Source organism: Mesorhizobium caraganae (genome assembly GCF_016836705.1).
Taxonomy (GTDB): Bacteria; Pseudomonadota; Alphaproteobacteria; order Rhizobiales; family Rhizobiaceae; genus Mesorhizobium; species Mesorhizobium caraganae.
Genome location: NZ_JAFCGY010000041.1, coordinates 1 through 14,416 on the forward strand (window position 1 = coordinate 1; position 14,416 = coordinate 14,416).

The window sequence follows — 14,416 nt, forward strand, 5'->3', positions numbered from 1 at the left end:
CTTCACGCTTTCGCCGATCCCCGGATAGAAATAGCCGAGTGCGATACCAAGAGCGATGGCGGCAAGCACCTGCACGTAGGGCTTGGCGTAGAAGGCCTTGCGAGGCGCGGCGTCCGCGCTGCGGATTTGTGGAGCTAACACCATTTCTCTCCCCGACCGGATAGGGGCCGGGCTCTTCCTCCCTTCCCAGGCTTCTCCCATCGCGACGCTCCGATCGAACGCTGCTGCCATGTCGGTCGCAAGTGCCGTGCCAAAATGCGGACTGCGCAATCACACCTTTTCCCGGTTTCGGTCATCTCGCGCCAGTGACCATGTGCGGATTTCCGCACTAGCTGCATTCACTCCGGGCAGAATTCCACACTAAGGGTCGCCAACGGTCGGATCTGAAGAATGCGGTGGCAGAAGACGGGATTAAACCAAGGGCGCCTTTTGATGTTCGCTGGCAGATCGGCCGCCGGTCGACCTCTCTGGCGTGCGGTTTTGCTCACACTTCTTGGTGGCCCCCTCGGTTTTGTCGTCTTTGCGACGGGCCGCCGTGCCGGCACCAGAGCGTAGTATTATGCGAGCGTGCTTTTGCCATCCCCGGCAACCGACAGTTTGAAAGGAGAGGCCGAAAGGCAGAGATGGTTCCGGTGAGCCTGACCCGCGACGGTGCGGCTCGAAAGATGCTTGTTGTCCGAAGCACTGCCAAGGAAGCGGCGCTTACGACAAGCTTCGCGCCATCGCCTCTTCCACATCATTGACGCAATGACGGTTGCCGCGAGCAACGCCAGCGAGCCGACCGGTGTCGTCGGCTCCGGACGCGGCTTCCGATCACTTCACGGTGATGGCGAGTAGCACAGCCACGCAACACCTCTGCACGGTCATCGCACCAACCAGCGCGGAGACGCGGGGTTGTTGGACATCTATCTGGTCGACGACAAATAACACTGAGGGCATTCTATCATAGGCGACGCGTTTCCTGTCACAAATGAAAGAAAGCTCGATTGACTAGCAATCCTCATTCCGGTCTGCTGAATCAACGTGCGGTTGCGCATCAACGTGCGGTTGCGCCCGGCAGAAAAGGAGAGCCAAGCCATGCACCAGGTATCGCCTCGCTTTGCATTGGACTACACGGCGGCGCCCCGACTTGATGTTCGGGCATTTTTTGCGCTTGCCAGTGACCAAGGCTTGCCCCACACCCCAATCCGCGACCATCTTTTCAGCAATCCTATTGCAGGCGGCATGCCGGTGGACGTCCGGTCCGCCGGCACCGAAGCCGGCGTCTCGATTATCTCTGTCAACGCCTTGCAGCGCTTCAATGCGTGGCCTCCCGCGCGCGAGCAAGCTCGCCGATTGGGCGGCGGCCTGCGGGGCGAAGACGCTCGTGCTGGTGCCCGAAAACGACGGCTCGGGCGACAATGGAATTTGCCGAGAGCATCTAGACGCCGGACGAAGTCGCAGGCGCACATGCCGCGAGCATTGATTTCGCGGCGCGAGATCGAGGATGACATGCTAGACTCAGACAATACGCGCGAATTCGAACAAAGTGCCGGGGAGACGCCGTCATGCTGCACATCGCTTCAGGACGCGAAAAGAGCTAACTCAAAGCCCGAGACGAACAACGCGGTCCCCATTGTGCCGTCGCACGAGAGTGCGCTTGCCGGGGTCTTCGAAATATCGAAAGTACTCACCGCCCCCTCCCGGCTCGAAGTCACGCTGGCCAAGGTCGTCGATCTTCTGCGATCGTTTGTGCAGATGCGGTGCGGCATCATCTCTCTCCTCGACGGTGATGGCCAACTGGACATCACCGTAGGCGCCGGCTGGAGCGAGAGCTGCGATGAGCGCTGCCGGATGTACCTGCCGCGGAAGGCAATCGACCAGATTGTGACGACGGACACGCCCCTCGTCGCCGAGAACATAGCGGTGCATTCGGCCTTCAGTGCCGCCGACACGGACGTGCTCGGGGCCTCCGACGCCATACGAGTGTCGTTCATCGGTGTTCCCATTCGCGTCGATGCGAACGTCGTGGGCACGCTGACCATCGACCGCGTGCTGGACAATGGGTCAAGATCTTGGCTCGATTACAACCTCCGTCTGCTACCCGTGATCGCCAACCTGGTGGGACAGACAGTGAAGTTGCATCGCTCATTCGCGTGCGACCGCGAGCAACCGATGGCGGAGAAGGAGCGGCTGCAAAAGCAGTTTTGCGAGCTCAAGCATCCTGCGCGGCGGCAGCATAAGAAGGTTTACGTCAAGGGAATGATTGGCGACAGTCCGGCGCTACTCGGTCTGCTCGAGAAGGTCGCGGTGGTAGCCGAGGCGAAGATTACGGTTCTGTTGCGAGGCGAATCCGGTACCGGGAAGGAACTGATCGCCAAGGCCATTCACGAGTTGTCGCCGCGCGCTAAGCGGCCCTTCATCAAGCTCAATTGCGCGGCGCTGCCTGAGACAGTCCTGGAATCCGAATTGTTCGGTCATGAGAAGGGTGCCTTCACCAGCGCGTTCAATTCGCGCAAGGGGCGCTTTGAGCTCGCCGACAAAGGGACGTTGTTCCTGGACGAGATCGGCGAGATCTCGGCCTCGTTCCAGGCAAAGTTGCTGCGCGTGCTGCAAGAGCAGGAGTTCGAGCGCGTCGGCGGCAACCAGACCATTAAGGTCGATGTTCGCGTCATTGCCGCCACGAACAAAAACCTGGAAGAGGCGGTTGCAAGGAACGAGTTCCGCGCCGACCTCTATTATCGCATCAGCGTGGTTCCCTTGCTGGTGCCGGCGTTACGCGAAAGGCGCAGTGATATTCCGCTCCTCGCGGCTGAGTTTCTCAAGAATTTCAACGATGAGAACGGCCGTACGCTGACCTTCGATCCGAGTGCGATTGAGGTACTGATGAACTGTGATTTTCCCGGCAACATTCGCGAGCTCGAAAATTGCGTGCACCGGACAGCGATCATGGCGGCGGGACCATCAATCGGGAGAAACGACTTTTCCTGCTCCCAGGGCCAATGCTTTGCCGCGGCACTGTGGAAGAGCCGATCGGGCAAGAGCGCGCTGCAACCGGGGCCGATCGTGCCGGTGCCAGTGAATCCGGCCACACCGCCGGCTGCGACCGCCAGTTCTGCCGCCGTGGCAGTCCCGCCAGCGATCACCGGGCAGCCACCGCTAGTGCCTGCCGGCGCAGGCCACTTAAATGGTGGGAGGATCATCGATCGCGAGGGTGTCATCGCGGCCATGGAAAGATGTGGCTGGGTGCAGGCAAAGGCGGCACGCCTGCTTGGACTGACGCCGCGCCAGATTGGCTATGTGCTGAGGAAATACGGCATCGAGATCAAGCGTCTGTGAAAGACGACTGAGGCGAATAGCTGGGACAAATCGAGCGTTGGTGGTTTGGCGGACCTTTGCCCGACGACGAGGGGATGCAGACCCCGCGTCGGCGCCAATTCGACCGATGGAGGACAGCCCCGCCCGACCTCACGGCAGTCGGCGGCCCGACAAAGGTGGCGTGAAGCAGCGCTATGACGCCGGCTTGTCGGCCATGTTGCTCTCGACCATCAGCTGATACCGGATGCCCTTCGCGACTGAAATGGAGAAAAATATGTCCGATGCAAAACTGCAAAGTGTACTTTCGTCACTTTCGCAAGTGGCGAGACAGTTAGAGGCTCCGCCGTCTGGCCGACCAGCGCCGGATGCAAGTTGCATCAAACTAAATACGAATGAGAACCCATTTCCGTTGCCGACAATCATAATGCAAAGTGCGATTGCGGCCCTCGAACGGCAGTATCTATATCCAGAGGACGATAACATCAGCTTGAGGGAAGCAGCCGCCAATGCCTACGGCGTCTCCAAGGATCAGGTGATCGCCGGCAACGGATCGTCTGAACTGCTCGGGCTCATTTACAGAGCTTTCCTTGCCCCGGGCGACAGCGTGGCGATGATGTCGCCAGGCTTTTCGTTCAACCGCAAACTTGCCATGTTGCAGGGCGCTCAATTTCTCGAAATCGGATTGGGCGAAGCTCATTCCTTGCCGATAGAGCAATTGTTTTCCGGCCCTGCAAAAGACGCCAAGTTCATTCTGTTGGCCAATCCGAACAATCCGACAGGAACGTTTGTTCCGGTGGTCGATATCGAACGCCTCCTGGCACAATCGGACCGCTTGATCGTCCTGGACGAGGCCTACGTCGACTTTGCACCCGATAATGGTCTGCGCCTCATTGATCGCTATTCGAACCTTCTGGTCTTAAGAACATTTTCGAAAAGCTATGCAGCCGCCGGCGTTCGCGTCGGTTTCGGTTTCGGTCACCCCGAAATTATTGGCAGGCTGCGCAACATCCAGAACGTCTTCAACATGAATGTGATCGGGCATGCGGTTGGTATCAGCGTGCTTGCGCATCGCGCCGCCTATGCAGAGAACCACAAACACATCAAGCATGAACGACAGCGGGTGACCTTGGCGCTGTTGCAACTTGGATTTTCAGTAGCACCATCCCACGCAAATTTCGTGTTGGCCCGCGTGCCAGCGGGGCAGGACGGCTCTTGGTGGCAAACAGCCTTGGAAAGGCAAAAGATACTTGTGGCCTTTTTTCCCGATAAAGGTTTGCAAAATCACATCCGCATCAGCATCGGCACAAAAGAACAGATGGATGTATTTCTTGCAGCCGCGAGAGATATTTCTGGAAGCTTAAAGATGCCAAGCTCCAGACGTTGGGCGGCATCAGGCTCTGCTTCCGCACTACGCGGGAGATAATCCGAGCGATCACACACCTTCTATATCTTTTAATTGCTTGCTCATCGCAGGCAAGAGAACTTCTTGCTTTAAACTTGGAGAAATCGAGTGAGAAACGCCTTTCCTTCAACGCCGACCTTCGGCATCTTCGATCACCTGGACGAGGACGGTCGCGATATCGCCCGACAATACGCGGATCGCCTGGTGTTGGCGGAGGCGTGCGATCACCTTGGTTTCTATGCATATCATCTGGCGGAGCATCACTGTACCCCGCATGGGAGAGGTCCATCGCCGAATCTGTTCTTATCGAGCGTCGCCCAGCGCACCCAGTGCCTTCGTGTCGGCCCGTTGGTAATGCTACTTGCCCTTTATCATCCGCTGCGAGCGTTCGAAGAGATCTGTATGCTTGACCAATTGAGCGGTGGCAGGCTCGAACTCGGCATAGGACGCGGCTCTTTCCCCGCCGAATTGGGTTACTTCGGGATTGGTGCGGACGCGGCGCCAAGCCAGTATGCGGAAGCCAGTGAGATCCTTATTAATGCGATGAAGGGCGGCACGCTATCTTATCAAGGGCGCCATTTTGAACTGAATGACGTTCCTTTGACGCTAAGACCTCATCAGCGGCCGCATCCGCCGACCTGGATCGCCACCAATCGACCCGAGCCGGCAAGCTGGGCCGCGGCTAATGGCGCAAATATCGCGTGCGTGGGACCTTCCTCTTCTGTTCGCAGAATTACTGATGCCTTCCGCGCCGGTCCAGAGCACAAAACTGAAGCGGACGATCGAGCACCATTTCTTGGATTGCTCCGAATGGTCGTGATTGGGCGTTCTGAAGCAGATGCGTATTCGCTCGCGGCACCTGCTTACGAACGATGGCTTAAGAGCTTCAAATTCCTTTACGACCTCAATGCCATCCCGACTCCACCAAACCTGCCGCTGACCTTCGATGCAGCAATCGAGAGTGAATTGTGCGTAGTAGGATCGGCAGCTTCTGTGCGAAAAGCTCTGCTTGGTCAGTTGGAAGAGGCAGGTGCCAATTACCTTCTTTGTCAACTGGCATTTGGGGATCTGCCGCTAGATGCTTCCCTATACACCGCAACGACGATCCAATCCGAAATCATGGCTCAAGTCGGCTGACCATGAAATTTGCTGTCTGATTGGAGATCAAAGCGTTGTCGCAGCGCGCCTGACGTTCCCGTGCAGTCTGGGGGACGACCCTGCGTATAATGCAGGGATTGATCTGACATTGGGATGCTCGAGCGTGGTGTTTGGCAAGGGGGCGGAAGGGCAACCGTCGCCCAGGCGCTGGGATCCACATACACCGATCACTTGCCGTTCTATCGTCAGGCGCAAATCCAAAAGCGGAAAGGAAGAACCTCGACCGCTGGACACCTGCCGACTGGGTTGCTAGTGCGGCCTGGCACCTACGTCCGGCGCATCAGCGATGCTCGAACGAAGCTGGTCGCCGACGAGACAGCCGCCCCGGTTTCTTGAGCCGGGACGCGGCAAGACCAAGAAACAAACGTTGCCAAGGGCAATGCGCCGTGCACTCCTACACCACACCACGGGACACGATCTGACGAGGAACCATGATACGCCGACAAAAAGAGAAGATGCTCGCAGGCGAGCCGTACAGTGCGGCGGATCCGGAGATCCAAGCTGACCTGCTGGCCACCGGGGCTTGGCTGAAGCAGTACAATGACACGTTGGGCCAAACCGCCGAGCAGTGGCATGCGCTCCTGACCGAGCGGCTAGGAGAGGTTGGGCCCGGAGCAGTCATCCGTCCGCCCTTCTATTGCGACTACGGCTTCAACATCCGCCTCGGAGCCCACGTCTTCCTCAATTTCAACTGCGTCATCCTTGACGTGGTAGAGGTGACGATAGGCCAAGGAACGGCAATTGGGCCTGCCGTGCAGATCTACACCGCGGATCATCCGCATGATCCCGAGCAGCGGCAGAGTGGGCTGCAGTTCGGGCGTCCTGTCCGCATTGGCAGCCGTGTGTGGATCGGCGGTGGAGCAATCATTCTCCCGGGCGTCACGATTGGCGATGATGCGGTCGTGGGCGCTGGCAGCGTGGTCACTCAAGATGTTCCCGCAGGGGCAACAGTCGTGGGAAGTCCGGCTCGGGTGAAAGGGGTTCAAAGTCGTTGAACTTAGCGGTTTATGCCGCGCTGCGAGCTATGCCGAATTAACCCGTCAATTGCGGGCGGTTGGGCGGGTTTCGCTCCACTTGCATTCGGCATAATCTTGGGTCTTACACCGCCTCGAGGAAGGCCAGGTCCTTAAGCGCGCGCCGCCTGCAAAGTGGTGCGTATCGTTCCTTCCATCCTTTGCCGACATATCGCGCATGGCTTCGGTGTCGGGATGGACAGCATTCTTGTCGAGGCTGATCAGCTCGCAGACGCATCGCGTCATCCGCGACGAGGATGGCGAGGCAGGCTGGGCGGCCGTGCGCGATTGTAGCGCCCGCCGACCGTGTCGCCGACGAGCACGCCAGCCACATCGATCTCGTCGGTCACCCCAGACAATGGCCGACCAGACATCAGGTCCGGGACCCCGCTAGTGCGGTGGTATCAAGTTTCTCTTCGGGAAGGTCGTCGAAGGACGCGTAGTTAAGATTGTAGAGTTTGGAATAGAGCCCACCCATGGCCATCAGTTTGTCGTGGTTGCCGGTCTCAATGACCTGGCCATTCTGAAGTACGATGATACGGTCGGCGCCGCGGATCGTTGCAAGGCGGTGGGCAATGACGAGGCCAGTGCGGCCTTCAAGGAGTTTTCTCAGAGCGTTCTGAATCAGCATTTCCGTGTAGCTGTCGATGTTGGCGGTGGCCTCGTCAAGAACCAGGATCTTGGCGTCGGCAACGAGAGCGCGGGCGAAACTGATAAGCTGGCGTTGGCCAAGAGATAGGTTGCCACCGCGTTCGCCGAGTTGGGCTTCATACCCGTTGGCAAGGCTCATGATGAAGTCGTGGGCGCCGACCGCCTTGGCGGCCTCGATGACCTTGTCGCGCGTGGCTTCCGTTTTATAGTAGCGAATGTTCTCGAACACCGTCCCGGTGAAGAGGAACGGCTCCTGCAGCACCATGGCGACCTGGCGGCCGAGCGATTCCTGAGTGAGATCGCGAACATCATGCCCCCCGATGAGCACTTGCCCCCGTTGAACATCATAGAAGCGGTGGACGAGGGCCATCGCGCTCGATTTACCCGAGCCGGTCGGCCCGACCAAGGCGACCGTCTCGCCGGGATTGACCCGGAAGGAGATATTTCTCAGCACCGGATGGTTGGGATTGTAGCCGAAGGTGACGTCCCTGAACTCGACCGAGCCGTCCGTTTCCGGCGAAAGCACCCTGGCATCCGGTTTATCCTGGACCTCGATCTTAACGTCGAGCACATCGGTCAGGCGCCTGCCGGAGGCCATGGCGCGCTGCATGACCGAATATTGCAGGGTGAGTGAGCGAATTGGGTCAAAGAAGCGCTGGATGTAGAATAGGTAGGCGACCAATACGCCCACATCGATGCGATCATTCATGACCATGGAGCCGCCGGCCACGATGACGACGGCCATGGCGAGGCCGGTAAGGCCATCGACGATCGGCACCATGACCTGTGCATATCTGGCAGCGATCAGGTGGGCCCTGAGGTCGGCATGTGCCTTGTCGTCATAGAGAATGAAATTCACCTGCTGGCGGTCCATGGACTGGACGGTGCGCACGCCCTGAATGGCTTCGGCCAGCGCGCCGTTGACGACCGAATTGGTCTCGCGGGCCGCCATGAAGGCTTCGCGGGCACGCGGCAACCAGACGATGCGGATGATCAACAGGGCCGGCAAGACCGAGAGCGTCAGGAGGCCGAGGCGAAAGTCGAGGCACAGCATCACGAAAACGATGCCGAACAGAAGCGCAATATCGCCGACGGAATAGACTGAGGTTTCGAGGAATTCATGGATGGAGTTGACGTCGCCTTGAAGGCGGGACATCAGGCGTCCGACCTCGGTCTTGTCCATGAAGGAGAGCGAGACCTTCTGCAGATGGCCAAACATGGCGCGGCGGATATCGAAGAGGACGTTCACGGCCATTTTCGCCACCACGGTTTGCTGCGTGTAGGAGGCGCCGAAATTGCCCAGAATGGCGAGAGCAAACGCGCCGGCGGCCGTAAGCAGCGCGGAGCGATCAACGCCTGCGGGAGTCATGGCGTGGTCGATCGCGTAGCGGATGATCAGCGGGATGAGAAGCTGCGTGCCGATGAAGATCAGCAATGCGGCAACCGAGATGACTACCATGGCGCGGTAGGGACGAACGAAGGCCCAGATGCGCAGGATGATGTTCTTGTCGAAAGCCCGGCCGAACATCTCCTCCTCGATGCGATGGGAGCCGACGACCGCGCGCGGGGGGCGTCTACCGTCGTCATTGGATTCGGTCTCGAGTTCGCTGGCGTGCTCCTTGGCCATCAGGGCGCGCCCCTATACGCGATCGCGATGTCATCACCCGGGCGCAACTGGAGATCGTAGAGGGCCTTATAGCGTCCTCGCTTGGCCAAAAGCTCTTGATGGGTGCCGCGTTCGACGATCTCGCCATTGTCGACAAAAAGGATCTGGTCGGCGTGCATGAGCGAACTCAGCCGGTGGGCGATGATGATCGTCACCCTATCCTTGGCAAGACGTCGTATCGTCGCGCGGATGCGCTGCTCGGTGGCGGCATCGATCGCGGCCGTTGAGTCGTCGAAAACGACGACTGAGGGGCGCAGCATCATGGTGCGCGCTATCGTGAGACGCTGGCGCTGGCCGCCAGAGAGAGAGGCGCCGCGTTCGCCGACGACCGTCTCATAGCCTGCTGGGAGGCCGAGGATGTAGTTGTGCAACTGGGCGGATTCGCTAGCGCGCTCGATCCGCTGTTCCTTCGCCCAGGGATCGCCATAAGCGATGTTGTTCTCGATCGTGGTGGTGAACAGGAATGCATCCTGTTGTACGACGGCGATCGCCTTGCGAAGCGTCGCGAGGGTGACCCCGCGGATGTCCTTCCCGTCAAGCGTGATGGTGCCCCCGGTTACGTCGTAAAAGCGGGGGATCAGGTGAGCCATTGTCGATTTGCCCGAACCCGGCGGACCGACGATCGCGATCGTCTCGCCCCTACGGGCCTCAAAGGTGATATTCTTCAGAACGGCGCTGTTTCCGGTGCCGGAATATGCAAACGAGACATTGTCGAAGCGCAGAGTGCCTCCACTGATCTCGAGCGGTCTGGCGCCGGGAGCATCCCTGATCGTGATATCCTGGTCGAGGAGACCGAAAAGACGCGAACCGCAAGTGGAAGCGCGGGCAAAGGCATTGACCATCAGGCCCACCTGGCGGACCGGCATTTGCAGGATCGTCATGAAGGCCAGGAACGTCGTGAGGGTTCCGACCCTAATCTCGCCGGCGATGAGCTTGTTGCAACCGATCCAAAGGACCAACCCCAGGGCGAAAAAGAAGGACAGGGTCATCGCCGACGTGTTGGGCACGTAGACGTCGACCTGGTCGTGGGCGAGGTCGAGCGCGTTCTTCGAGGCACGGTCGAACTTCAGCATCTCATAAGCCTGTGCCGAAAAGGCGCGGACGACACGGATGCCTGCGAGATTTTCCTCCATCACGCGGCTTAGGACCGAGAGCCGCTCCTGCAGGTCGAGCCAGGTGGCGCGCAGCCTAAGCTGTGTGACCGACGATCGCCAGGCGACGAAAGGCACGAAGCTCAGCGCGGCTACGCCGAGCACCGGGTCGGTTGAGATCATCGTGTAGGCGCCGATCCCGATCAGCATGGTGAGCAGGAGGGCGCGAACCAGGGCCGTGGAAAAATACATCCGCACCCCGTCGAGATCGAGCATGCCGAGGGTGATCAGATCGCCTGAATGCACCCGGTCGTGAAAGGAAAAGCTGAGGCGCTGGATCTTGTCGTAACAAGCGAGCCGCAGGTCGTACGCGACCTGATGCCCGACGGCTTCGGCAAAATAGTTCTGCGCCATCGTGAAGAGGCCGCGCAGCGCGCTGACGGCGAGCAGCATGAGAGCCGAAATCCAGAGCGCTCGTTCTGCCGCGGCCCCCGTGACACTGCCCCCGATGGCCGTCTGGCTCTGGTCGACGGCCCGGCCAAGAAGCTGGGGAATGAGCAGCTGGAGGATTACCGCTATGAGCGTCGAGCCGATGGCGAAGGCGACCTGCCACGGGTGCCGCAAATTCATGCGCGTAATGCGCAGCAGCGTGCTCAATCCCCGCCCCAGGCGGGCCGCTTCCACACGCGCGGACGAATTGAGAGAGGTCGTTCCAACAGCATCACTGCTCACGGGTGTGTTCCGACTGAATTTTGCGCCTTCTGAAGCAAGCCAGACGACTCACATCAAAGGCGTCCTCCATGTTGATCCTGGCCACCATCTGCTGCAGAGCCTGACCCGACCAGCCGAGCCACGGCTTCACTTACGGGCATGTCGATCACCGTGATTCCGCTTGCCGCAAGGAAACGGGCTTCGTTTCTGGTCAGCGTTTGCGCATCCATTATCGTGCAACGTGGGCCTTCGGAGCGTTTCATGATTTGCCTGGCGAAGGTGCGCAGCATCTGATCGTTGAAGCGGCAGCCAACGAAGAAAAAGCCACGGTTCGTGCGCCGCTCCTTCACCACGTCAGGGATCGGCGTCTGGATGTCGATTTCGGTCAGGACTTCGACATAGTCGGAATCTGCTACGAGGAAATTTGCGGCCGGCCTAACACTGCCGTGAGGCGTATAGAGAACCGTCTTTGCCACCGATCCGGGTTCGAGTTCGCTCCCGGCCAAGTCATAGGTTTTCGTCCAGATGTCACCGAATTCGTTCGCCCGCGTGACGCCTTGTATCTCGACGACGTCCGTTCGGCCGGCCTCTGCGAGGGCGGCTCGCATGGCGCCGTCGTACCAGCTGTCGATGATGAGGGAGAGCGGCAGCTTTGCGAGCCAGGCGTGGAGGAGGGTCGGCGCCGCCGGCGCTGCGAATATCTCGGCCATCCACGCTTGAAGCGTCCGGCGATGCCGGCGCTGTTCGATGAACTGTGCGACCGACCACATATTGGTGCGAATCTTGGAAGGGGCTGGCGCGCGCGTGTTGAGCGCTGCGGCGACGGCTTCCGGGCTGTGCGGTACAGGCGTTTCCGCGGAGTTGAACCCAAGAAGACCCGGACCCAGATAGGGGATCACCGCATCGGCCGCGAGCGCTTCTTTCAGCAGGTCAAGCAGCTTTTCGGCAAAACTGTCCTGGAGGACGACGAGGTGGCCCGAGGTCAGGATGGTGTTCATGCTCGTTTCCTCTCGATGCCCTTATCAACCGGCAGCATCAGTCCTCGTCAGAAAGCTTCCTGGCCTCGACGGTGATCGGCAGACGCGTATCCCGCGGAAGGTCGGGCAGGACGAACCGCCAGCCGTTTCCGAGCGTTACGATCCCGCCCCACAAGTCTTCGTTCTCGAGCTTGACGATCGGCTCTTCGAGGTCCTTCTTGGGCACATACGCCGACAAGCCGGCATCGGTCCTGCGGATCATTACTTTCATCTGGCTGCTCCTCGGTTAGCAGTGCTGTCGGCGCTGCAAGGAGCCTCGACTTTGTCGAGGCTCATAAGTTCACGCGCTCGCATGCCGACGATCGTGCCGCGATCGACCCATTCGACCGCATAGATGAAGAACTGCTGGAGAAAGGTGCCAATGTCGCGCACATAACCCTCGTCGCCCTTGCGCACGAGGTTTTCGCCGATCTCCCTGCCAGGATAGGTGCCGTCATTCTTTATGTGTCGTGTGGCACGGACCCGCTCACCCGGCATAAATCGTGGAGGCTTGCGGATTTCGACCTCCTGTTCGCGTCCCAGCCACATGGCCGTTCCTTCTTTTCTCGAGGCTGCAGGTTGTCGGCAAAGGAGTTCCAGGCGCCCTGCGGAGGCGAGCCCGGCCGTGTCGGTACCCGAATTCAGGCAGGAACGCAGGTCTCCGACACCGGACATACCGAGGCGCATTGCTGCGTGTCGAAGGCCTCCTTGCATTCGGTGCACTTGTCCGGATCGATCACGTAGCTCTCGCCCTTGAACTTGATCGCTACGGAGGGACATTCGAACTCGCAGGCGCCGCATTGGGTGCATTGGGATGCGATGATCTTGAAAGCCATTTTAACTCCTGGTTCGATGGAAATGAGACGGCTCAGGCCGTCGCCGCCAGTGGTTGGACCCCAAACTCGGCGGCGTAAAGCGCGCTGATTGCGGTCTCGATGTAGTCATGGCCATAGGCGTCGATTGCTCGGATTCCAGCTTCCGCGAGCTGACCCTCAGGGCAATTTCCGATCTTGGCGCATAGCACGATGTCTATGCCTTCCAACGCAGCGATGACGCCGTCGAGGGTGGCGTTTTCGCCCCGGCCGCCGAGGCAATACTGCTCGACCTTGCGATGCCCGACGAAGCTGATCCCTCTCGGCGAGGCTTCATAAACCTGGAGTTCCTTCGCATGGCCGAAGTGTTCGTTGACGCGGCCGCCGCCCCTGGTGGCCACGGCGACGAGAAGGGACTTGCCGGAGCCCGCTGCCTTGACCATTCCGATCGCCTCGCTCGTAGCCGCCACGTGATCACGGCGCTCGTGCGCGACCACCTCTTGATAGGCTTCGCGCCTGCTGGGATCGTAGGTGACCTCGCCGGGAATGCTGTCGAGCGTGAATTCCTGGCCACGATCCTCGCCGAGCAGGCCGACGGCATCGGCCCGACACTGCCGGCAGTGACGCATCAACTTGGCGCCGCCTTCGAGACGATCCTGAAGGGTCTTCATCTCCATTGCATTTGGGCCGCGCTGTCCAGTCCGGCCGAAGTGGGTACCGTGCGCAGGGTCTGAAATCAGCGGCATGACGTTGTGCAGGAACGCGCCGCGCTCCTTGACCCATTTGTTCACCTCGATCAGATGCTCGTCGTTCACGCCGGGGATCATCACCGAATTGATTTTGGTGAGGATTCCGCGCGCGGTCAGCATCTCCAGGCCCAGCATCTGCCGCTCGTGCAGGATCCGGGCGGCTTCAATGCCGACGTAGCGGCGATGGTCGTAAAAGATCCAAGGATAGATCTTTGCGCCGACTTCAGGGGCGACCATGTTGATGGTGATCGTCACGTGATCGACATTCATGTCGGCAAGCTCGGCGACATGGTCCGGCAGCGCCAGCCCATTGGTGGAGATGCACAGCTTGATGTCGGGGATTTCCCTGGCAACTCGTTCGAACGTTGCCTTTGTCTTTTTCCAGTCGTAACAGGCATCGCCCGGTCCGGCGATGCCAAGCACGGAAAGCTGCGGCACCTCGTTGGCGACCGCGATCACCTTGCGTAGCGCCTGGTCGGGTGTCAGCTTTTCCGAAACGACCCCTGGCCGACTTTCGTTGGCGCAGTCATATTTGCGATTGCAGTAGTTGCACTGGACATTGCAAGCCGGGGCGACCGCGACGTGCATGCGCGCGAAATAGTGATGCGCTTCTTCCGAAAAGCAGGGGTGATCCTTGATCTTCTCCCAGACAGCCCCATCGATGTCGTCCGGCTTTCCCGACAAGCCGCAGGTTGAAGAGGCGCAGCCACCGGATTTCGCGGTCGCCAGCAACTGGTCGAAGGATGTCGTGCTGGTCAGGCCTTCAAGCGAAATTATCGGTGCGGACATCGAACGGCTCCGTTGCTGGTAACGTCGCAGTTCAAGGCGCAAGAGCTATGCCAGCTCAAAG

At 59.6% G+C, this 14,416-nt stretch carries 11 protein-coding genes and 2 pseudogenes; 5 read left to right on the forward strand and 8 right to left on the reverse strand.

What is annotated here, in order from left to right:
* Positions 1-144, reverse strand: a pseudogene (locus JQK88_RS36615) (C4-dicarboxylate transporter DctA); the annotation flags it as partial.
* Between the two features lie 1,347 nt (positions 145-1,491).
* Between JQK88_RS36615 and nifA the strand changes: the two are divergent.
* From nifA to JQK88_RS32155, 5 genes and pseudogenes are all read left to right on the forward strand, one after another.
* A complete protein-coding gene (gene nifA / locus JQK88_RS32140; protein WP_203280651.1) occupies positions 1,492-3,318 on the forward strand; it encodes a nif-specific transcriptional activator NifA in 1,827 nt (608 codons plus the stop codon).
* 253 nt (positions 3,319-3,571) lie between these two features.
* Positions 3,572-4,720, forward strand: coding sequence for a histidinol-phosphate transaminase (hisC, locus tag JQK88_RS32145; protein WP_192250863.1), 1,149 nt, complete (start codon positions 3,572-3,574; stop codon positions 4,718-4,720).
* An 87-nt stretch (positions 4,721-4,807) separates the two neighbouring features.
* The gene (locus tag JQK88_RS32150; RefSeq protein WP_192250860.1) at positions 4,808-5,836 is read left to right on the forward strand and encodes an LLM class flavin-dependent oxidoreductase; all 1,029 of its coding nucleotides are present in this window, start codon (positions 4,808-4,810) and stop codon (positions 5,834-5,836) included.
* Between the two features lie 150 nt (positions 5,837-5,986).
* Positions 5,987-6,215: pseudogene (locus JQK88_RS36620) on the forward strand (IS66 family transposase); the annotation flags it as partial.
* Positions 6,216-6,288: 73 nt separating this feature from the next.
* A complete protein-coding gene (locus JQK88_RS32155) occupies positions 6,289-6,852 on the forward strand; it encodes a sugar O-acetyltransferase (RefSeq protein ID WP_192250857.1) in 564 nt (187 codons plus the stop codon).
* A gap of 391 nt (positions 6,853-7,243) precedes the next feature.
* Here JQK88_RS32155 and JQK88_RS32160 read toward each other — a convergent pair whose 3' ends face one another.
* The 7 genes from JQK88_RS32160 to nifB all read right to left on the reverse strand — a co-directional run bounded on the left by JQK88_RS32160 (position 7,244) and on the right by nifB (position 14,355).
* Positions 7,244-9,148, reverse strand: a complete 1,905-nt coding sequence (locus JQK88_RS32160) for an ABC transporter ATP-binding protein (protein WP_203280626.1) — start codon at positions 9,146-9,148, stop codon at positions 7,244-7,246.
* Positions 9,148-11,010, reverse strand: coding sequence for an ABC transporter ATP-binding protein (locus JQK88_RS32165; RefSeq protein WP_203280627.1), 1,863 nt, complete (start codon positions 11,008-11,010; stop codon positions 9,148-9,150). The genes JQK88_RS32160 and JQK88_RS32165 overlap by 1 nt, the downstream gene beginning before the upstream one ends.
* A gap of 53 nt (positions 11,011-11,063) precedes the next feature.
* The gene (locus JQK88_RS32170) at positions 11,064-11,987 is read right to left on the reverse strand and encodes an SIR2 family NAD-dependent protein deacylase (protein ID WP_203280628.1); all 924 of its coding nucleotides are present in this window, start codon (positions 11,985-11,987) and stop codon (positions 11,064-11,066) included.
* Between the two features lie 37 nt (positions 11,988-12,024).
* Entirely contained in the window at positions 12,025-12,237 is a 213-nt protein-coding gene (gene nifT, locus JQK88_RS32175; protein ID WP_203280629.1) for a putative nitrogen fixation protein NifT, read from the reverse strand.
* Positions 12,234-12,554, reverse strand: coding sequence for a nitrogen fixation protein NifZ (locus tag JQK88_RS32180; RefSeq protein ID WP_123169543.1), 321 nt, complete (start codon positions 12,552-12,554; stop codon positions 12,234-12,236). The genes nifT and JQK88_RS32180 overlap by 4 nt, the downstream gene beginning before the upstream one ends.
* A gap of 92 nt (positions 12,555-12,646) precedes the next feature.
* Positions 12,647-12,841 carry a 4Fe-4S binding protein gene (locus tag JQK88_RS32185; RefSeq protein ID WP_123169544.1) on the reverse strand — a complete coding sequence of 65 codons (195 nt, stop codon included), beginning with the start codon at positions 12,839-12,841 and terminating at the stop codon, positions 12,647-12,649.
* A 32-nt stretch (positions 12,842-12,873) separates the two neighbouring features.
* On the reverse strand, positions 12,874-14,355 hold the full coding sequence (gene nifB, locus JQK88_RS32190; RefSeq protein ID WP_203280630.1) for a nitrogenase cofactor biosynthesis protein NifB: 1,482 nt from the start codon (positions 14,353-14,355) through the stop codon (positions 12,874-12,876).
* Positions 14,356-14,416 lie beyond the last annotated feature (61 nt).

What these genes read in the sequence shown, in the direction of transcription:
- JQK88_RS32185 (WP_123169544.1), bottom strand. Translation starts at nt 12,841, where the DNA reads ATGGCTTTCAAGATCATCGCATCCCAATGCACCCAATGCGGCGCCTGC.
- JQK88_RS32155 (WP_192250857.1), top strand. Translation starts at nt 6,289, where the DNA reads ATGATACGCCGACAAAAAGAGAAGATGCTCGCAGGCGAGCCGTACAGT.
- hisC (WP_192250863.1), top strand. Translation starts at nt 3,572, where the DNA reads ATGTCCGATGCAAAACTGCAAAGTGTACTTTCGTCACTTTCGCAAGTG.
- nifA (WP_203280651.1), top strand. Translation starts at nt 1,492, where the DNA reads ATGCTAGACTCAGACAATACGCGCGAATTCGAACAAAGTGCCGGGGAG.
- JQK88_RS32160 (WP_203280626.1), bottom strand. Translation starts at nt 9,148, where the DNA reads ATGGCCAAGGAGCACGCCAGCGAACTCGAGACCGAATCCAATGACGAC.
- nifB (WP_203280630.1), bottom strand. Translation starts at nt 14,355, where the DNA reads ATGTCCGCACCGATAATTTCGCTTGAAGGCCTGACCAGCACGACATCC.
- nifT (WP_203280629.1), bottom strand. Translation starts at nt 12,237, where the DNA reads ATGAAAGTAATGATCCGCAGGACCGATGCCGGCTTGTCGGCGTATGTG.
- JQK88_RS32170 (WP_203280628.1), bottom strand. Translation starts at nt 11,987, where the DNA reads ATGAACACCATCCTGACCTCGGGCCACCTCGTCGTCCTCCAGGACAGT.
- JQK88_RS32180 (WP_123169543.1), bottom strand. Translation starts at nt 12,554, where the DNA reads ATGTGGCTGGGACGCGAACAGGAGGTCGAAATCCGCAAGCCTCCACGA.